Below are 21412 nucleotides of genomic sequence, written 5' to 3' on the forward strand. Positions count from 1 at the left end.
ATTCCTTTAAAAACTCTTACCTTCTATAAATTTATTTTTCTTTCATATTATAAACTTGACAGAGCTTGCACAAATAATGAACCTTTTCAAAATATATTCTTTCATAGATCGAAAGTGTTCCACAATATGTCGCATCCTTTAATTTTTGATCATAACCGCATTGAACAATTCCGAAAACGTGCCTTTCAAAAAGCAAAAAAAGGATACGACTTTTTACTCTCTCACATGGCAGAAGATCTCTATAAACGTCTTAGCACTGTTGATCGCCTCTTTACATTAGCTCTCGATTTACACAGCCATACAGACCTTGCTGCGCAAGCTTTAATGAAATCTGGAAAAGTTTGTTCCATAGAACGTATTGAGACCGATACGCTTTACCAAAGCCATGATAAAAAATTTCATTTACGTCATCGAGAATTTCTTGATTTACCTCAAAGTTACTGTGACCTTATTGTTTCACTTCTTTCATTACAATTGACTAATGATACCCCTGGTGTTCTAAGCCAGATAAAAAACACCCTTAAACCAGATGGCTTATTTCTTGCTGTTATGGCAGGAGCTGGTACATTAAGAGAATTGCGCGAAAGCCTGCTGCAAGCTGAAAGTGAAATTTATGGTGGAGCAAGCCCTAGGATCTATCCTTTTGCCGACATTCGTGATGCAGGCGCTCTCTTACAGCGTGTTGGCTTTGCTCTGCCTGTAGCAGACGTTGAAGATATCACAATACGTTATAATACAATGTTTGACCTTATGCACGATCTTAAAGCTATGGGAATGCAAAATGCACTCATCAATCGTTCACGACGCCCTGTATCCAAACGTTTTTTTCTCCGCGCAGCTGAAATCTATGCACAACGATTTAGTGATCCTGATGGACGTATTCGTGCACATTTTTCTTTCATCTGGCTCTCTGGTTGGGCTCCTCATCCCAATCAACAAAAACCCTTACAACCTGGTTCAGCGCAAATATCTCTTACAGATATTTTACAACCCCAAAAAACATAACCTAAAATCATTTTTTAAAAATACTTTTATCTGTTGTCTGTAACATTTGACTAGTGATCGTTCCAGCTATCATTGAATCGCTCACGTTTAGAGCGGTCCGTCCCATATCAATTAGCGGTTCGATAGAGATAAGTACAGCAACCAAAGTAACAGGAAGCCCCATAATTGGTAACACAATCAATGCAGCGAAAATAGCGCCTCCCCCTACACCAGCAACACCAATAGAACTCAATGTCACAACCCCAATAAGCGTAGCAATCCAAGTAGGATCAAGAGGGTTAATACCCATAGATGGTGCAATCATGGTCGCAAGCATCGCTGGATAAAGACCAGCACAACCATTTTGTCCAATTGTTGCCCCAAAAGAAGCTGCAAAACTCGCAATGGGTTGTGGTACACCTATCCACTGTGTTTGCGCTTCAATATTTAAAGGAATACTTGCAGCACTTGAACGACTGCTAAAAGCAAATGTTAAAACCGGTAAAACCTTTTTGAAAAAACGAAAGGGATTAACCCCAGAAATACCAAGCAATACACCATGAATTCCAAAAATTAAAATAATACCGACATAAGAGGCAATGACAAAAACTAGTAAATTTAAAATATCTGCAATACGCGATATTGCTCCTACTTTCGTCATAAGTGCAAAAATACCATAAGGCGTCAAAGCAATCACGATACGGACTAACCGCATAATCCAAGCTTGTCCCACTTGAATAAATAAAAGCGCTTTTTCTCCTTTTTCTGGCTCATCTTTCTTTAAAAGAAGAACCGCTGCACCTAAAAATGACGCAAAAATAACAACACTGATAATTGACGTACGTTTAGCTCCACTCAACTCAGCAAATGGATTTTTAGGAATCATAGACAAAATCATCTTTGGTATATTCATATCTCCAAGTTTAGAAATATGACCTTCAAGAATAGCAGAGACATTTTGCCCTTCATGCACTAAACCATCGGCTGTTAATCCAAAAAAATTAATCACAAAAACACCAACCAATGCTGAAAGAGCCGTTGTAAAAAGCAATATTGAAATTGTTATTATACTCATCTTTCCAACAGCATAAACAGAATGTAAATGAGCAACTGCTGAAACAATAGAGATAAAAACCAGTGGCATAACAATCATTTGCAACAATAAGATATAGCCCTCACCAACAATGTTAAACCATTCAACGGATTTCAATAAAGTGCTTTCACCCTCTCCATAAATAAACTGCAAAACACTTCCAAAAATCAAGCCAAGGATAAGCCCTAGCATAACACGTAGTGAAAGACTCCATTGCATTCTCTTACTTTGAGAAACAAACAATAAAAAAATAACAAATAGAAATAAATTGACGAAAAAATTAAATGTCATTGTCTATGCTCACTTACTATTGTTATGATTGACGTCAATAATCTGCATAATTCAAAATCAATGCATGATATTTAAAATTAACATAAAGCTTACCAGGCTTTTACAAAATCATTATTTTTTTAATTTATAGATTAAAAGAGAATTTTTTATCTACTAATAACTGTTTAAAGAAAATAAATAAAATTATTTTCCTATTCTTTAAATTTATGCTCTCATAAAATAGTTAAAAAAGAGAAATATAAACAACATTCATTGCATCTTAATACTGAACAATTCCAGCATATCTTATCCTATCAATATCCTTACCTCTCTCTTTTGCTATTTGAACTGAAGCGAGCTTTTCAAGAAAGGATGAATTAACAATCGAACATTCATGATTTTTCTAGAAAATACACCAACAAGCTACTTTTGCTAATTTTATGGACTGCACACTCAACAGCTTTGATCAGCATTTCAAATATAATTATTTTATTGAAAATACCTTTCATAGATTCTTTCTTTGCTTTCAATGAACGCTTTTTTATTTTTCGAAATTCTTTTTATAGTCATAAAAAAGACTTTGAAAGCCACAATGCCTATTGAACGACAATACATTGATTTATAATAAATAATTTACTGTTTTGTATATTAAATGAGAGTCCCGAATAACGTAAGATTCTCTCATTTCAAACCTGTTTATGCTTGAATCAATCAAAATCATTTTCTTGCACGTCACAAGCAGGGCTGGCGTGTGGATAAAAAATGTATAAGATAAGGAGTAGAAATACCTCTTATGAAACATCTTAATGCAAGAGCTGTCGCAACATTGGAGGGCGGAGCTTGAGCAGAAAATATAAATAATATGATTGCTTTTTATAATAGCGCAGTAAAACGTTTTAACGATACATATCTATATGCTGATCGAACAACACGTGTACGTGCCGTAGATAATTTTATCACTTTAGATATAAAAAGATAAGTTGTAGTTATAATGTTAAGCAAGAACTAATCAGAGGAAGGGGTTTTGAATTTGAAGAGACATGTCTCACGCAAAGTTCGTATCGTCCTTTTACACGACTATGACTTTATTATAATCGTATCTTCAATGACGGAGTTGATCAGATACCACATGTATTCCCTATGGGGCAAGCAGTAGAAAATAGAGTCATAGAAATTACAAGCATAGGAGCACGAAGCTGTTTTTCTGTGTTGATAGCTAAGAATTTACCTAATCTAGATGCAATAGATACAGGACAATGCTTTCCACGGTATCTTTATAAAAATGTTGAATCTTCTATAACTGATCATGATGAGAAACAATCCCATTTGTTTACAAATTCAATAAAGGAAAGAAAAACATCTGGTTTACAGAGGCGTGATGCCATCACTGATAAAGGATTAGCGCATTTTCAGCTGCTTATCCTAGTGAGACCATAACTAAAGATGATCTATTCTATTAAGCTTACGGATTATTGCATTCAAAAGATTACCGTACTCGCTATGCTCATAATTTATGAAAAATTTATGCAAAGAATTGCCTCGTATCCCTTGTGTAAAAAGCGCTGAAGATTTCTGGATATTGTGACAACAGAGTGTGAATTTGATCACTTGCACATGAATTATGAAAGTGTGGAGCCTTATCTTGTGACCTTTAAAAAAGGGTAATCCAAAACTGACAGACATCTCTAATCCCGAAAATTTTTATTACGTGACAGAAATGAAATTCGCAAAAATTAAAAATAGTAAGGAAAAGGATAAATCTACTTTATTTACAACAGCAATATCATCATGACAGACATCCTTCTTGAAGCTTATGAGTATATCGTTAATGGCAACCCCACTCTTGAATGGGTTATGGAGTGTCAATGTGTAAAGACAGATAAAAAGAGCGGCATTGCTAATGATGCCAATCGCTATGCTATTGGAACCATTAGTAACCTTGCTTATCCATTAGAGTTGTTTCAAAGGATCATACTATAAATTTAGAAACAATGAAAATTATTAAGAAACTACCAAAATTAGAAGTGTGAGAAACCGAATAGACTTATTAGTTTAACACACCTCATAAAAGTCTCTTGTGTATTGCTTTAAAACGGCAGTCTATAACTTTAATCATCTTATTAAGTTTATTACCTACAATCTTAAAAGGATAGCTTATCATGCGTTATTCTAAAAAAGAAGCTTTGCACTTTTAAACACTGTTATTTGGATTGCTTTTAAAAGATTATATCGTAATCTAAAATGATAGCTTTATTGTTTTGAAAAACTCTGTCGAAAAAGAGCTTTATGTATTCATTTTACTTATAGATTTTGAAGGTGTCTAAAATCCTCAAAATCTTCAAGAACCTCAAAACTAATAACCATAATGGTCTTAATAGCATTTTTTATGACTAAAACCTATCTTTTGAAATGGCTTTAAAGAATCACATGCTTTTTACAAGATATATTTAATCACTCACTAAAATGATCTATTTTGTCGGTTCAATTTACTGACAGAAAAATGACAAAAGTTTATTAAAAGAGAGTTTGCTGACCTCTATAATTATCAGTCTCTCTTTAGATGTTTTTATAACAGACAATAAAGCGCATTATCATCTTTATCATTTATATTATGAAAATAAAAAATGGTGCCATAACTATAAAAATATAATAGCTATAGAGCATGCGTGAAAAAAGCAGGTTTTCATAATCACAATGCAAATGAACGCGTTGGTTATAAAGAACGCGGTGCCTATTAAAGTTGTTCAAATTAGAGCCCCTTATAAACAAAATCTACAAAAATCATTAAAATCATTTAGTAAAAAACTGATACGTTATAAAGCTAAAAATACGCATGATGAGAGCGTTTATAAATATTATTAATGTTATAGATAATAAATAACGCAATTGTTTAATAAATTTCACAATATATCCTTAAGAGATATAATAAAAAATAATCAAGTACTAAGCATATAAACAATATTTACACATGATATATTCAAAAAATATAAAATTGTAAAATATTTATTTACAATAAATACGTATCGTGTTACATAAATTCTAGATATATTAGTTTATATGTTACGAAAAAGCCTTTTCCATACCTTTAAAATACTGATTGTCTTTTATGCTTTTGTTAGTATATGAGTACTTTGTCGGGTGTAGCTATGCCATACAATACCCTTTTATGGGAAATGCAACGCCACTCGTAATCTACATATCATTCAATATAATTTGAAACACAATACCAACAAAAATATCACATATACCATTGATATAACCAAATTAAATGATATCAACCGTCGTAATAGCCCCGTATTCAATACCGACCTATTTATCGAAGATAAGGAGTTAAATCACTCATGAAACGTACCGTAACATTTATTGTTTTATCTTCTCTATTGATCGTTTTGTTTGCTGTATTAATATCACTTGGATATACTAAAGTGAATGATCCCTATCCGTACAACGAACTTTATCAGTCATACCTCAAATAACAACTATAGAAATTCAGAATATCGCTAAAAAGAGGAAATAGCAAAAGAATAAATTATCTGTATAGAGAAAATGATCTCCTGTAATTTTCCTACCCGTTTTTAAAATACATCTATTGCCTTCATGATGACTGTATAACTATATCGTATAATGGTACAAAAAGGTATAAAAGCCCCTTGAGATCTGGCTACTAAAAAATGGAAGAAGAAAAATTTAAAAGTGCGATAGATATGTTTAGCTAACAAAAAAGTTTTTGTTGCCCGTCTCTGCAAAAACTGAAATTTTTTATTTTTATTCCATACTTTACTCTTGTAACAACAGAATAACACATATTGATATAATATAATCAAATACATGGAGTGAGAATAATAAGACATAAAAAATATTCATATTAGCAACATAATTTCAAGAAATTACCTATTAAAAATGATTTTTGGCATATCTCCTCCTTTAAACGAAAATTATATTTTTTAATCCCTTTTAAGAGTGAAAAATATAATTTTCAGACCTATTCATAAGTAGGATGAGCTATGTGAATAAAAAATGTTTGATAATAAGCTTAAGTATATCTTTTATGAGCTATTTTTAGCACAAAGGTACAACATTAAGATTACGGAAATATCGTGATATTATTGGGTATAAAAATCACACTGCCCAAGAGATTTTTGTATTGTACCATTTATGAGAAATGTTAAAAGAAAGGCAGGATATGCTCTCTAGAGCAAATGAATGAATGAGCCACCACGGTGATATGCATTTTTTAAAAAGTAGGAAGTCTCTTTTCTTCAAATTTAATAGGCACATTCTAAAAATAAAGGTTCTACAGATTCATTCCAAATAGAATAGTAATGAGACAAAAATTTTTCAGCATCTGTTTGTCCCATTGCAACAACCTCTTCTAAAGGATTAAGAAAATTTGTTTCATCAAAACCATTCGTATCATACTGTTTGCGATTTTTTAAGCCTTTGCGGGCAATAGCAAGAGCTTGTCGTGCTAACTCTAAAAGAATAGTTTGACGAAAAGGAGTTCTTAACCCTTCTTTAGGAACGCGTTGGCGCACATCTAAAACTTCTTCAAAACACCAATCTTTTGTCAAAGCTTCAGCCTCATTAAGTGCTTCCCTATCATAAAGAAGCCCGACCCAAAAAGCCGACAACGCACAAATGCGCTTCCAAGAACCGCAATCAGCTCCTCTCATTTCTAAAAATCTTTTTAAGCGGACTTCAGGAAATAACGTCGATAAGTGATTAATCCAATCTCCCATGTTTGGAATTGAATTTGCAACTTGTCCTTTTAATGCTCCATTCATAAACTGACGAAATGTTATATGTGTACAATCATAATAACGACCATCCCGCACAACAAAATACATTGGAACATCAAGAGCCCATTCAACATAATCAGCAAAACCAAAACGCTCAGAAAATATAAAGGGAAGAACGCCTGTCCTCTGATTATCCGTATTACGCCAAATTTCAGAACGCCACGACAAAAAGCCATTTGGGCGTCCTTCTGTAAAAGGTGAACTTGCAAATAATGCTGTTGCAATGGACTGTAATTTCATGGACACTTGCATTTTTCGCCGCATATCACTTTCAGATGAAAAGTCAAGATTAACCTGAACTGTTGATGTGCGATACATCATATTAAGACCATTATGCCCCACTTTAGGCATATAATCAGTCATAATCTGGTAACGTGATTTAGGCATTCGTGGCGTTTCAGCTAAAGTCCACTTTGGACTAGCTCCAAGACCTAGAAAACCTATACCCAATGGTTCTGCAATTTTTTTGAGAAGAGTTAAATGCTCCATCAACTCGTGATATGTATGGCCTACTGATTTTAATGGTGCACCAGATAATTCAAATTGTCCTCCAGGTTCCAAAGAAATGGCTCCCTGATTAACTGATCCTACGAGCCCAATAATATTCTCGTCATCTAAAATAGGTTTCCATCCTAAGGCGCTTTGCATCCTCTCTAAAAGCGCTCGGATTCCCCTCTCTCCTTCATATGGAACAGGGTGAAAACCATCTTTATAAAACGGAAATTTTTCATGTTCTGTACCAATACGCCAATCATCTTCTGCTTTATACCCCCCTTGGAAATAACTAACCAAGGAATCTAAGTTATAAATTTCACTTTCATCAGTTATATCAAGCGCCATAACTTATCGTATCCTATCATTGGTATCATCATCTTAAATGAATTGTTTAGAATGATTTTACAGATTTCTCAATCCATTGCCCAATCCCCCACGGTAGCATTAAGAAGAGCCAAAGCAGCAACAGCGGCAGTGTCAGCGCGTAAAATACGCGGACCTAATGATATTGGAACCACAAAAGGATGTTTTTTTAAAAAGCTCCGCTCTTCTTCACTAAAGCCACCTTCCGGTCCAATAAGAATACCAGGTGTTGTAACGTCACGCTTTTTAAAAGAAGGTAATGGATTATGCGATTTATGCTCTTCATCACAAAAGAATAAAGGCTGTGTCTCATCCCATCGTACTAAAAGTTCTGCTAATGATAGAGCAGATACGCATTCAGGGAGAGATAAAATGCCACACTGTTCAGAAGCTTCAATAACATTGGCTTCCATACGCGCCATATTGATACGCGTAACCTGCGTATGATGCGTTATAACAGGCTGCAAAACCGATACCCCCATTTCAACAGCTTTCTGCACCATATAATCCAACCGCGCGTTTTTGAGTGGAGCAAAACAATAGATAAGACTGGAATGCGTCGTTTGTAATCTTTCTTGATGGATAAGCTGAACCACAACAAATTTTTTCTTAACAATGATAAGTTTAGCAAGCCACTCACCATCCTGTCCATTAAAAAGTAAAACTTCTGCTCCTTCTTTCATACGCAAAACATGCACAAGATAAGAAGCTTGTGCCCCCTCTATCTTTATTTCTTCATTCAAAGCCAATGTCTGTCGTATAAATAATCTTTTAAGTTTATAATTTATGCGCATAAAAATTTTGCCAATGCTCACTATCGTCATCGAGAAAATAAAGAAAAATATATAGCAAAAAGAAAAAATTATATCTATAGAACTATAATATATTAAAGAATTATAGAGTTTTTTTAGCTTTATGAGATAATAATAGGAACTTATAGATCCTTAAGTGATTCTACTTTCATAAAAGTTTTAATAATGCACCATTCATCTTTGCATTCAGTCATTGATGCATCCGTGGAGGAAAAATATGTCTGCTAAAAAAGCTACAATTATTACGATTACAACCCTCTTAGCCTTTATTTTGATTACAGTGGGAATTGGTTCTGTTGGAGCAGATGGGAAGCATACAATTACCAAAGATGGTTATGGTATTTCTTCTGGGATTCAGTAAGCACTGGCCGACATCCCCCTTAAAAATTTAATGTTTTTTAGAAACTTTTATAAGATTTGCATCAATATTATGAATTTCTTGTATTTGAAAGATTCCATAAGAAGGATTTTTATTCCTCTCTTCAATCATTTATCTATATCAACTATCTATATCAACCACACTTATGACGGAGAGAACGATTTTTACTGCTTCACCACGAACGGATTTAAAATGAGAAAATCTTCCGATAGAGTGCGACCTCTGATTTAAATTAAAAGACAATTTTAAGTTTCAAAAAGACGAATTACTATTATAAGATAGAATGCTATGTAGATAAAAAACAATTCTTAATCTGCGTCAATGTCTTTTGTAACCAAAAAATTACCATGGTTTTGCCCTTTAGAGCTTAGAGAAAATGTAAAAGGCCATACAAGGCTATTAGCGAGACATTGGACATCTTTACATAAAGTTTCTGATCTATAGTTTTTGCGTAGTTGTGCCTGTAATATCAATTCATTCTGCTTCCCTTGCGCGATAGCAGTTGCAACGGTTCCTTGAATGGATAAGCTCAAGTCTGCTGTACGCATTAATGACTCTGTCACCTTCATCATACCTTCTGAAAAGCTTGTCTGAATATCCCAGTGATCAAATGTTGTTGAAAAAGTATCATTAGCCATTAAAAGAAATTGTTGTTTATTTAAAAGTCTTGTTTGTAATTCGTTCAAATCATACCCTAAGAGCCGACCAGAAGACATCTTCAGTGTTAATTCACCCTGCATTTTCGTAAAAATTTCTCGCCAAGAATCAGCAAGTGTTCGTATCGTTGCAGTAAAATTCGTTTTGCTTTGTATAAATGGAATAAATCCCAAGGTTTCTAAAGTCTCCTGCATATCAATAGAAGCACCTGAAATATTTCCTCCTATACGCACTTTCTGTCCAGCTGGCGTAACTTCAATATTACTTTGCACGGATCCACCAAAAATATTCGCATGTCCAAGATCAAAAATACCATGCCCATTTCTTATTTGTATTGCAGCCGCTAAATTTGTGAGTGAAATATTTCCTATTTTAGCCTGTGGCGCAGAAAGTCGTATATCCACGCCAATACGATCAAAAATTGTCATATCAAAGAAGGAATTTTTCTTTTTACCTGAAAAAAACATTGAACCCAAGAGGCTAAGATCTAGGTTATCAAAGGCTAACGAGCCCATAACATTTGGTACATAATCTTGAAAATCGAGTTTTAAAGCTCCTCGCGCATTAGCTTTCCCCATCGTAAATGTAACATTGTTCATTTGAATATGCATTGGCTGCGCTAAAAAATGAGATTCCCATACAATGGGTATTTTAAATTTATGTCCCCAAAACTGATTTCCACCAACCCAAGACAATGTCTGATTCCATCCCGGAGAACGCATCGATACTTTTCCGTCAAAAATATAATATTCAGATAACCGAGCCTTTCCTGTAAAAGTTATTCCCCCACGTACAGAATTGAGACTTGCCCTAATATGACTTTTTCCTCCTGCAAGAAGCAGCAATGCTTGAGAAGCATCAATTGATAACTTTGTAAATTCTCCGCGCCAACGCGCATCTGCACGTAACCGTACTTCCTGAGTCGATTCCGGACAATCTAAAGTCGCATTTAATCCTGTTATTTTTTCTGCCATCCCCGAAAAACTATCGTGATACACAAGAACACCATTTTTAATGACAATCCGCCCAAAAGGTTGTTTTAAAAGGTGCTCTATCTCTGGATGTTCAGGATTATGTTTTAATATTTCACGCGTATTGCGTATTGCCAACCCTAATGCACCTTGTGAGCGAGAAAACCGATCAAAAAAATCTGCTATTGTTTTAACAGGCTTTTCCATAACAAATTGAGGACGCATAATCCGCGTCTCTGAAAAAGAAACATGTCCCCAAAGAAGATCGACGACAGAAAGATCAACTTCTATTGATTCTGCTTCCATTAATGGCGCAACATCATCCATTTTTGATGTTAAAGTAACGCCAGAAAGAAATGCTTTAGGATAAGGAAAAAGATGTAACCGCGGTGGATCACGCAATTGCACATTGTAACCGGTCCATGCACTCAAATCCTGCGCTAAACGAATACGAATCGCATCTGTAGAGATAAGATAAGGTAAAACGAGAATCCCCACTCCAAATAAAAAGATAATTGCAATAAAAATTCCGCTCAAAAATTTTATTATTCTGATGCGCACAATATCCCTCTATATTTATCCCCCTATAACAGATTAAAAACAAACTTAAATGATCATAAAAAGTTTTTATAACCCTATAATTCACTATATCCACTTTGTATCTTCATTATTTTTGTTCTTTATCCAAAATTTATTCAAACAGCAATGTTGCTGCTTCTTTATAAAGCAATTATTTAAAAGTCTTCAAAACTATAAATCCACAACATTATAAAACCATTCTTACTGTTCTCATATGAATATTGCTATAAAACTCTATCGTATTATTAGAAAATGCTTTACAAAAAAACAAACAGCCTTACCGAAAGGATCTCTGAATGAATAATATTATCGATGGAAAAAAACTTGCTGAAGAGATTATTGCGAAAGTTAAGGCCGAAACAATAAAGCTCCGCCATCACTATAATATACAACCTAGTATCGCTGTTATTATCGTTGGAGATGATCCCGCAAGTCAAGTATATGTCACCTCAAAAAATAAAAAAGCCGAAGAATGTGGGTTTCTTTCAATCAAACATGTCGTTTCTAAAGAAACGCAAGAAAAAGAACTCCTTCAACTTATTGCAACATTAAATTCTGATCCAAAAATTCATGGTATTTTGGTACAGCTGCCTCTCCCTGCTCATATGAATACAAATCGCATAACACAAGCCGTTGCTTTCCAAAAAGATGTTGATGGTTTTCATTATATTAATGTAGGAAAACTCGCGGCAAATGCACTTGAAGATGCGATTATTCCCTGCACACCAGCTGGTGCCATGATGATGATTGAACGACACTGTGGGCAAGATTTATCTGGACTTGATGCTGTCGTTGTTGGACGCTCTAATATTGTTGGAAAACCTATGGCTGCCCTTTTAACAGCAGCCAATGCCACTGTGACAATTGCCCATAGTCGTACCCGTGACCTTGATGATGTGTGTCGAAGCGCTGATATTTTAGTCGCAGCTGTAGGCCGCCCACAAATGATTAAAAAAGACTGGATAAAAAATGGTGCAATTGTTATTGATGTTGGTATTAACCGCGTTGCTGCACCAGAAAAAGGTATAGGGAAAACACGTCTTGTTGGTGATGTCGATTTTGAAAACGTAAAAGAAAAAGCTGCTGCGATTACCCCTGTTCCAGGAGGCGTTGGACCAATGACAATTGCCATGCTTATGGTTAATACACTCAAAGCCGCCGCGCGATCACACAATCTGCCTATACCAAAATTCTAAGAATTGTAACAATTCCTTGTATATGGTTTTATTGTACATGATTAAGCTTGTTTATTTTTGCATTTTTCATGTCATAAAAACAGATGCCCCTTGATCTGCACGACTAACGGATTGACGAAAAACATGAAAAAGTTCGCGTCCAACACCATGTTCGTTTTTTGAAAGATCAGGAGGTATGATTTTTCGCGCGTTAAATTTTGCTAAATCCTCCAAAAGAGTTAGTTTACCCTCATGAGCATCAAGAAAAACAATATCACCATCCTGCAAACGTGCAATGGGGCCATTATCCATTGCTTCCGGTGTCACATGAATGGCAGCAGGAATTTTTCCTGACGCCCCTGACATACGTCCATCGGTTATCAATGCTACCTTTTGACCGCGATCTTGTAAAACGCCTAAAATGGTCGTTAATTTATGAAGCTCTGGCATACCATTGGCTTTTGGTCCTTGATAGCGAATGACAGCGATAAAATCTTTATCATACAACACTCCAGATTTAAAAGATTTTTGTAGTTCCTCTTGATCATTAAAAACAAAGACTGGTGCTTTAATCTGCCAATACTCTGGTTTAACAGAGGAAACTTTTATAATAGCTGTTCCCAAATCTCCCGATAAAACACGAAGACCACCGTCAGGCTGAAATGGCTTTCTCCACCCTGCTAACACCTTATGATCACCACTTTCCTTGAGAGCCGCTTCACGCACCACATGACCATCAACAGAAAGCTTTGCTTCAATTGCATAAGCATTGAGATCTTTACCAAAAACCGTAGAAACATCTTCATGTACTAAACCTGCCTCGATAAGCTCACGAATAATAAATCCCATCCCCCCAGCAGCATAAAAATGATTGATATCCGCTAAGCCATTAGGATAAATGCGCGCTAAAAGAGGCACAACGGATGAAATTTCTGCAATATCATGCCATGTCAATTTAATACCGCAAACAGCAGCCATAGCAATCAAATGAATCGTGTGATTGGTAGAACCTCCTGTTGCATTTAATCCTACAATGGCATTCACAAAAGAACACTCATCAATGATCATACCAAGTGGACTATAATGATCACCAAGATCTGTCATTTCAAGTACACGTTTTGTAGCTTCTTTTGTTAAAGCATCACGCAACGGTGTATTCGCATTAACAAAAGAAGCTCCCGGCATATGAAGCCCCATCATCTCCAGTATCACCTGATTAGAATTAGCGGTTCCATAAAATGTACATGTTCCTGGTCCATGATAAGAACGTGCTTCTGATGCTAAAAGTGTTTGGCGATCTATTTTATTTTCCGCGTAAAGTTGACGTATCTTCGCTTTTTCATCATTACCTTGACCACTTGTCATAGGACCAGCTGGTATAAAAATTCCTGGTAAATGACCAAATGTTAGTGCACCAATCAATAAACCTGGTACAATTTTATCACATACTCCAAGATACAATGCTGCATCAAAGACATCGTGTGATAAGCTTATAGCTGTCGCCATTGCAATTACTTCACGCGAAAAAAGGGAAAGCTCCATCCCCGCATTTCCCTGCGTAACACCATCGCACATCGCGGGAACACCACCTGCAACCTGTGCAACACCACCAACCATACGGGCCGACTCTTTAATTAAGTGAGGAAATTTTTCAAAAGGTTGATGAGCTGAAAGTAAATCGTTATATGCCGTGATAATGCCAATATTCCCAACGATATTTCCCTTCAAACGCTCTTTATCTATTGCACCACAAGCAGCAAAACCATGAGCCTGATTGGCACATCCTAAAAAACTTCGTTTGGGGCGATGAACTTGTGCTTTCGCAATACGATCTAAGTAAATTTCTCGTGTTGATCGAGAGCGTTCATAAATCCTTCGTGTAACTGTGGCAATTGTCTTGGAAAGTGCCATATTCCCCTCCCTCTTTCATTGTTGCTTCCCCTCATTCATTGAGAGAGATTACGTTTTTATTCACCTTGTCTCTCATATTCTAATTCACTTATTTCATTATCTGCAGGCGACCAATAAACCTGCACAAGATGAGGGGAATTACGCAAAACTGCCCGAATAGGCATTTCTATTTCAGATCCATCTTGACAAGCTTTTTCAAAACAATCGCGTTTCTGAAAACCTTCGATATGGAGAATAATACAACGAGACTGCATAATAACTGGCAAAGTTAGTGAGAGTCTTGGCTCAACAGCACTCTTAGCATGAAGGGGCAAAACAAGTGCTTGTGTTCGTAGATCAAGCGCTTGCTTTAAACGATCAGCATCAGGAAAAAAAGAAGCCGTATGTCCATCACCCCCCATTCCTAAAACAACAACATCAAAGGGTTTAGGCAAAGTATTAATACGACTCGCCGCTGTAAAAGCAGCAAGTTCAGCAGTAATCGCTTTATGATAAAGCCCTACAAAACGCGCTTTTTCGGCAAAATTTTGTAACAAATGACACCGTACCATATGCTCATTTGAACGTTCATCGTGTGTAGGAACGAAACGTTCATCGACCAAAGTGATAATGATATTTTTCCAATCAATATCCGCTTTTGACAAATAATGAAAAAACAATTCTGGTGTTTTACCACCAGACACCGCTAAAACTGCTCTCTTACGCTCAAGAACAGATACACTAAGCTCTGCGGCTACTCGATCTGCTAATGCCAAGGCTAAAGTCTGAGGGGTTTCAAAATCTAAACGGTCAATATTCATTCTATACATACTTATTGCTCTAAACTAAATTGTTCCATATACGCCCATCACGTTCCATGAGAATCGTCGAAGCAGATGGCCCCCACGAACCAGCGCTATAACTGTGAAAAGGCTGTTTTATTGCTTCCCACCCCTCAATGATTGGATCAATCCAACGCCAAGCAGCCTCAACTTCATCACGGCGCATAAACAGCGTTTGATCTCCACGAATAACATCCATTAATAAACGTTCATAAGCATCAGGATTACGTTCAGAAAATGCGGAAGCAAAACTCATATCTAATGGAATGTGACGAAACCGCATGCCGCCGTAACTTGGATCCTTAATCATCAACCATTGTTTTACACCCTCATCAGGTTGGAGACGAATCACAAGCCGATTAGAAAAAATTTCATCTAAATCCACATTAAAAATATTATGAGGAATAGGTTTAAAAACCACAACAATTTCAGACATTCGCGTGAACATGCGTTTACCTGTTCGTAAATAAAAAGGCGTATTAGCCCAACGCCAGTTATCAATCTTAACCTTAAGCGCTACAAATGTTTCAGTCTTACTCACTCTTCCCAGATCATCGAAATAAGACTCTACAGATATACCATTTGATAGACCAGAAAGATACTGCCCACGTACAGTATGCTGTCCTACATTATATACATCAAGCGGTGTTAAAGAATGTAAAATTTTAAGTTTTTCATCGCGCACAGCATTAGCACTGTTGGTAAATGGTATTTCCATCGCAACCAAACAAAGTAATTGCAGCATATGGTTTTGAACCATATCACGTAGAGCACCAGTGCTTTCATAATATTCTGTACGCCCCTCTAACCCTAAAGATTCAGCAACGGTTATTTGAACATGATCAATATAGTTGGAGTTCCATAGCGGTTCATAAAGTGTATTAACAAACCGCAATGCCATTAAGTTTTGAACAGTTTCCTTCCCAAGATAATGATCAATACGAAAGATCTGCTCTTCATTAAAGGCGCTTGCAAATGCATCATTAAGTGAAACAGCTGTTTTTACATCGCGACCAATTGGTTTTTCAATGATAATCCGTGTTTGTGGTGTCACCAAATCATTTTTTCCCAACTTCATCGCAATATCAGCAAAAAGTGACGAACTAACAGCCAAATAAAAAGCTCGAATATTCGCTGAACCTTGTGACAGAAGGAGAGCTAAATCCTCCCACCCTCGATTTGAGGAAACATCAACAGAAACATAGCTTAAACGTGCAAGAAAACGATTGAGTTCTGTTGAATTGAGATCTTTTGGATGGATATGTTTTTCTAAAGAAGTGCGGACAAAATTTTGATATTCTTCATGACTTAAGGAAGTGCGGGAAGCCCCAATAATACGTGTTGGCTCACTGAATTGACCAACACACTGACAATGATACAAGGCCGGCAAAAGCTTGCGCGACGCCAAGTCACCATTGCCACCAAAAACAATACAATCAAAGGAAGAAACTGGAATAATTTTACGCACCATGAACTTGTTTATTTTTCTATTCGATTATGAAATCCCATATCACTTATAAAAGCTTCCATTATTAAAGCAGACAGATACTAAATAAGCCATTAATTTTCTTCATTTCAAGCAATGTTTCCATTAAAGGCGATCCATTAAAGAAAACCAACGCATTGCTAAAAATATAAGCGGATAACGCAAAACTCCTCCCCCCGGAAAAGATGAAATCTTTAAGTCTTGGAAATAGGAAAAACGTTCATATTTTCCAGTCAACCATTCTGCGTATAATTTTCCTATGAAAGGAGCCAGCATAACGCCATGCCCTGAATAACCACCACAATAAGTCATCCTTGAGAAAAGTTGTCGAACATAGGGCATGCGCTCAACTGTGATGGCAACCGTTCCTCCCCAACAATGGCTTAAATTGATAGAATGTAATTGAGGATAAATTTCAGCAATTTGCCGTTTTATACGTTCATCTAAATTCAAAGGATGTTTATTATCATAACTTTCTACGCCACCAAATAAGAGACGATTATCAATGCTTTTGCGAAAATAGCGAACCATAAAACGGGAATCATCAACCGATTCTCCGCCTGCGAGAATTGAACTGTGCTTTGGTAATGGGTCCGTTGCTCCAATATAAGAACGAATAGAAACAATATTTTTTTCAATAAAACGCTCCAGACCAAGTTTATACCCATTTGTTGCAAGTAAAACATGCTCTGCTGTTACACCGCCTTTTTCTGTTATCACTTTCCAATGGGCTCCCTTGCGCTTTACTGTCGTTACTTGTGACTTCTCATAAAGCTTAGCACCAGCATCTTTAGCTTTTTTTGCCAATCCAATAATCAATTTTAAGGGATTTATATGGCCGGTATCCGCATCATAAATACCACCACAATAAAAAGACGATCCAAGTCGCCTAGATGTTTCTGCCCTATCCATAAAAGTAAGCGCATGATAGCCATAACGCTGCATCACCTCAATATGCCGTTGATAAGAGAGAAGCTCACGCCTTTTATGTGTCACAGAAAGCTGTCCTCCTATCAAATCACACGAACAATTAGGCATCGCGCATAAAGATAAAATATCTCTTTTAGCTTCTTCTGCTAAATCAAACAGAGCCTTACTTCGCTCAAAACCATACTTTTTTTCTAATGTTTCTACCCATTGCCGTTGCCCTGTTCCCAGCTGTCCACCATTGCGCCCTGAAGCACCATCACCAAAACGTGATGCTTCAAATAAAACAACATCTACTCCAGCCTTGACTAAATGATAAGCAGCCGACAGACCCGTAAATCCGCCTCCAATAATGACCACATCACACTGTCTGTTTTCACAAAAAGAAGGATAAGAGGGACGTTCTTTTAAAGTATCTTCATACCAAGAAATTCCTGGAGAAATTGAATTATAATCAATCATCGTCATAAAATTTAAACATTCAGCAGAAGATATTCACGCTCCCACGGACTAATTACTTCCATGAAAGTTTCAAACTCTTGTCGTTTGATTGCAGCATAAGTACTGACAAACACATCCCCTAAAATAGCACGTATCGCTGTATCTTGTTCAAACAAATTGACTGCCTCAATGAGTCCACGCGGTAACTCAATATTATCAGCGTTTACATTATTTGTCGCTGGCTCATCCGGCTCAATTTTTTGTTGCAAACCAATAAGACCACACGCTAGAGAAGCTGCAAGGGCTAAATAAGGATTCGCATCTGATGAAGGAAGTCTATTCTCAACACGCCGCGCTTGAGGAGCAGAACGGGGAACTCGAAAAGCTGTAGTACGGTTATCATATCCCCATCGCAAATTAACAGGAGCCGAATTATCAGGGACAAGACGTCGATAAGAATTCACATAAGGCGCAAGCATCACAAGTACCCCTGGCATATGTTTTTGCAATCCACCAATAAAATGGCGAAAACAGATACTTTCTTCACCATTTTCCTGTGTAAAAATATTCATACCGGTTTTCTTATCAACAACCGATTGGTGAATATGCATAGCAGAACTCGGCTGCCCTTGAATGGGTTTTGCCATAAAAGTTGCATACATATTATGTTTTAGAGCTGCTTCACGAATTGTTCGTTTGAACATAAAAACTTGATCCGCTAATTCAATAGGATCACCATGACGTAAGTTAATTTCAAACTGACCTGCTCCTTCTTCATGAATGAGAGTATCAATTTCCAATCCTTGTGCCTCTGAAAATTGATAAATATCATCAATCAAATCATCAAACTCATTAACACCAGCAATGGAATACCCTTGTCCACCACCAATTGAACGCCCAGAACGACCAACCGGTGGAACTAACGGATAATCAGGATCGGGATTTTTTTGTACCAAATAAAACTCAATTTCTGGTGAAACAACAGGGCTTAAACCCATTTTTGTGTAAAAATGAACCACCGTTCGTAAAACATTGCGTGGTGTGTAATCCACAACCTGACCATTTTGATACACAAGATCACAAATCACCTGTGCTGTGGGAGCATCTTCCCATGGAACAATGCTTAACGTAGAAAGATCAGGCTCAAGGCGTAAATCACCATCTGCTTTAGGATATTCAAAACCATGACCATCTTCAGGATAATCCCCTGAAATTGTTGCCATAAAAACTGCTGAAGGCAATGCTAATGATGTTTCCGATGTAAATTTTTTAGAAAGCATCATCTTGCCCCGTGGTACCCCTGCTTGATCAGGCGTAATACATTCAATATCCTCTACCTTACGGAAAGCAAGCCATTGTGAAACTTGTTCCCAATTGTGCACACCACGTAAACTTTTGAGAAAACGAGAGACAGGTTTAAAATTTTTACTTTTCGTTTGTTTACCATTTTTTACAGCCATAACATACCAACTTTACAAACAATCAAGTTCTATTCTTATAGTATCAGCCCCTGCATAAACGACACGAAAAAAAATTATCAACTGATATTTTTGAAGAATACTATAAGATCTATCAAGGTAAAAGAACTTTACGCTCAACAAGCTATCCTATCACCATAGTGAAAAAGTTGATATTGCACGCGATACATCGGTGCGAACCTTCTTCTTATATAAAACAGCGAGAAATACCATATTGTACGTAACCTAATTCCGATTCAAATAATCATATATAAGCAAACATTGGCGAGGATAATAAAGGTGAAATATTTAATTTCCTTTTGGTTGTAGTAATGCTTCATATTAAAAGAAAAGTTTCTTTTCTTTTAATATGAAGCAAGTTTTGTAACTCTATTGTTATCCACATAGAAGTAAACACCCTAGGATGGTGAGTAGCCTTTACAGCTAGTGCTTACAAACACTCACCCCGCCGTAATATACGTAAATGTATTTTCAGGATAAGATATACGCTCAGCATTTCCGACATGAAACTTAACCATCCCCTGCATAATAGAGCTATCAACCTTGCTCTGAGCAGATACTTATAGACTCTGCACTTATATCAATTCCCACCGCTTGACATTGCATTTCGCACACAATATTTGGAGCTGAAAATACAGTAGATAGGATTTTTTGCTAATTGCGCCATGCGTGATCCAACATTTGATAGTCTCCAGCCCACTAGGGGTGTGTTATTCTATATCTAAAAAGCCAAAAAATCAGGATCTGAGAACACAATAATATCAATTTCCTTTGAACTAACGTCCTTCATCGTCGATCTTCCACCATCGTAAAATCTTTTTTGTATCAGTTGCTTTCACATACTTTGACTTATGATCTAGTGATACTGTGCAGATTGAGTACACACCCCCAGAGCCCAAATTGTAATTAAGTTCGTACCATTCTGCTCTTTTATAGAGCTAATATTTGAAAATAAATAACCATAATCTTCAGATATAATACGCCTAGGTTCAATAATTACCGTAAGCTTATATAAATCACAACCCAATTGTGATAGTGCCTCATAAATTTTACGAGGGTATTCGTCATTGACCGTCACGGCATCGCAAAACGCTGTGGAAGTCGGATATCCCCCGCCTAGACTGATAAAACTTTTTTGATCCTTCAATGCGTAAATATCCTTTCCAGCCTTAGTTAAGGTGGATACTATTAACTCAGTCGAATTCAAATTAGAGCACACATGCAAAGGCACCCCATTAAGCCTAATCCTATTGGATTCTAGCAAAGATAATGCGGCACGTAACTCCGCCGCAGTCATACCAAAACGCGATCTATCCCCGTTTGCCAGTACATGGTACAATCTCAATGAGATTTTAGGTAATATGTCAAAATGGCGGGCAAGAGCGATGATGTCATGTAATTCGATAATATTATCACACTGGACATTTATATGTTTTCTAATAGATAATTCTATCTCTTCTCGAAGTTTTACAGGGATATTAAAAAATATATATCTACCTTTAAAACCATCTTTTTGCGCTAATGATATTTCATAATCAGACGCAAATTCCAAGTCCCAGCAACATAACAATGATGCCCCGCATGTCCATTAAAATACCCTGCTTTTTCTCGCCCTAGGCATCCATAGCCCGACCACGTAAAACAAGATACCAATTACAATATCAGACCATAAGGCTGCAAGAGAAAGTTCTTTTATATTTTTATCCTTACATTGCCTCTTAAACAAGCTAGCCTGTTCATATAATAAGTTATATGTATAATACATATAACT

13 protein-coding genes and 1 pseudogene are annotated in these 21412 nt (G+C 36.4%); 4 read left to right on the top strand and 10 right to left on the bottom strand.

Going from position 1 to position 21412, the window contains the following annotated elements; genetic code table 11:
* The first annotated feature begins 126 nt into the window (after nt 1-126).
* Nucleotides 127-1005 (top strand): methyltransferase domain-containing protein, encoded by an 879-nt coding sequence (locus ACFIJ8_RS01235; RefSeq protein ID WP_273787882.1) that lies wholly within the window; start codon nt 127-129, stop codon nt 1003-1005.
* Between the two features lie 7 nt (nt 1006-1012).
* Here the strand turns inward: ACFIJ8_RS01235 and ACFIJ8_RS01240 are convergent, their stop codons facing one another.
* On the bottom strand, nt 1013-2368 hold the full coding sequence (locus ACFIJ8_RS01240; protein ID WP_273787881.1) for an L-cystine transporter: 1356 nt from the start codon (nt 2366-2368) through the stop codon (nt 1013-1015).
* An 823-nt stretch (nt 2369-3191) separates the two neighbouring features.
* On the opposite strand from ACFIJ8_RS01240, the pseudogene ACFIJ8_RS01245 reads away from it, so the two are divergent.
* Nucleotides 3192-4377 (top strand): annotated as a pseudogene (locus ACFIJ8_RS01245) (type ISP restriction/modification enzyme); the annotation flags it as partial.
* Nucleotides 4378-6612: 2235 nt separating this feature from the next.
* On the opposite strand, the gene ACFIJ8_RS01250 reads toward ACFIJ8_RS01245, so the two are convergent.
* Nucleotides 6613-7986, bottom strand: coding sequence for a glutamate--cysteine ligase (locus ACFIJ8_RS01250; protein ID WP_273787880.1), 1374 nt, complete (start codon nt 7984-7986; stop codon nt 6613-6615).
* 68 nt (nt 7987-8054) lie between these two features.
* Complete coding sequence (locus tag ACFIJ8_RS01255; protein ID WP_375638721.1) at nt 8055-8798, bottom strand: 16S rRNA (uracil(1498)-N(3))-methyltransferase; 744 nt, start codon at nt 8796-8798, stop codon at nt 8055-8057.
* A 235-nt stretch (nt 8799-9033) separates the two neighbouring features.
* Here ACFIJ8_RS01255 and ACFIJ8_RS01260 point away from each other — a divergent pair, with 235 nt between their 5' ends.
* Nucleotides 9034-9177 carry a hypothetical protein gene (locus tag ACFIJ8_RS01260; RefSeq protein WP_012754785.1) on the top strand — a complete coding sequence of 48 codons (144 nt, stop codon included), beginning with the start codon at nt 9034-9036 and terminating at the stop codon, nt 9175-9177.
* Between the two features lie 326 nt (nt 9178-9503).
* On the opposite strand, the gene ACFIJ8_RS01265 is transcribed toward ACFIJ8_RS01260, so the two are convergent.
* Nucleotides 9504-11384, bottom strand: coding sequence for an AsmA family protein (locus ACFIJ8_RS01265; RefSeq protein ID WP_375638723.1), 1881 nt, complete (start codon nt 11382-11384; stop codon nt 9504-9506).
* 314 nt (nt 11385-11698) lie between these two features.
* Here ACFIJ8_RS01265 and folD point away from each other — a divergent pair, with 314 nt between their 5' ends.
* The gene (folD, locus tag ACFIJ8_RS01270) at nt 11699-12598 is read left to right on the top strand and encodes a bifunctional methylenetetrahydrofolate dehydrogenase/methenyltetrahydrofolate cyclohydrolase FolD (protein WP_273787877.1); all 900 of its coding nucleotides are present in this window, start codon (nt 11699-11701) and stop codon (nt 12596-12598) included.
* A gap of 66 nt (nt 12599-12664) precedes the next feature.
* Here folD and edd read toward each other — a convergent pair whose 3' ends face one another.
* The 6 genes from edd to ACFIJ8_RS01300 form a co-directional block, all read right to left on the bottom strand.
* Nucleotides 12665-14488 carry a phosphogluconate dehydratase gene (gene edd / locus ACFIJ8_RS01275; protein ID WP_375638725.1) on the bottom strand — a complete coding sequence of 608 codons (1824 nt, stop codon included), beginning with the start codon at nt 14486-14488 and terminating at the stop codon, nt 12665-12667.
* 56 nt (nt 14489-14544) lie between these two features.
* Nucleotides 14545-15297, bottom strand: a complete 753-nt coding sequence (gene pgl, locus ACFIJ8_RS01280; protein ID WP_375638727.1) for a 6-phosphogluconolactonase — start codon at nt 15295-15297, stop codon at nt 14545-14547.
* 10 nt (nt 15298-15307) lie between these two features.
* Nucleotides 15308-16780 (bottom strand): glucose-6-phosphate dehydrogenase, encoded by a 1473-nt coding sequence (gene zwf / locus ACFIJ8_RS01285; protein ID WP_375638729.1) that lies wholly within the window; start codon nt 16778-16780, stop codon nt 15308-15310.
* Nucleotides 16781-16900: 120 nt separating this feature from the next.
* Nucleotides 16901-18184, bottom strand: coding sequence for an NAD(P)/FAD-dependent oxidoreductase (locus tag ACFIJ8_RS01290; protein WP_375638783.1), 1284 nt, complete (start codon nt 18182-18184; stop codon nt 16901-16903).
* A gap of 11 nt (nt 18185-18195) precedes the next feature.
* Entirely contained in the window at nt 18196-19623 is a 1428-nt protein-coding gene (locus ACFIJ8_RS01295; RefSeq protein WP_012754778.1) for a glutamine synthetase family protein, read from the bottom strand.
* Nucleotides 19624-20497: 874 nt separating this feature from the next.
* Complete coding sequence (locus tag ACFIJ8_RS01300; RefSeq protein ID WP_375638731.1) at nt 20498-21193, bottom strand: hypothetical protein; 696 nt, start codon at nt 21191-21193, stop codon at nt 20498-20500.
* Between the last annotated feature and the right edge of the window lie 219 nt (nt 21194-21412).

The sequence above is a fragment of the Bartonella sp. MF74HXZ genome, from assembly GCF_042194445.1.
Lineage (GTDB): Bacteria > Pseudomonadota > Alphaproteobacteria > Rhizobiales > Rhizobiaceae > Bartonella > Bartonella grahamii.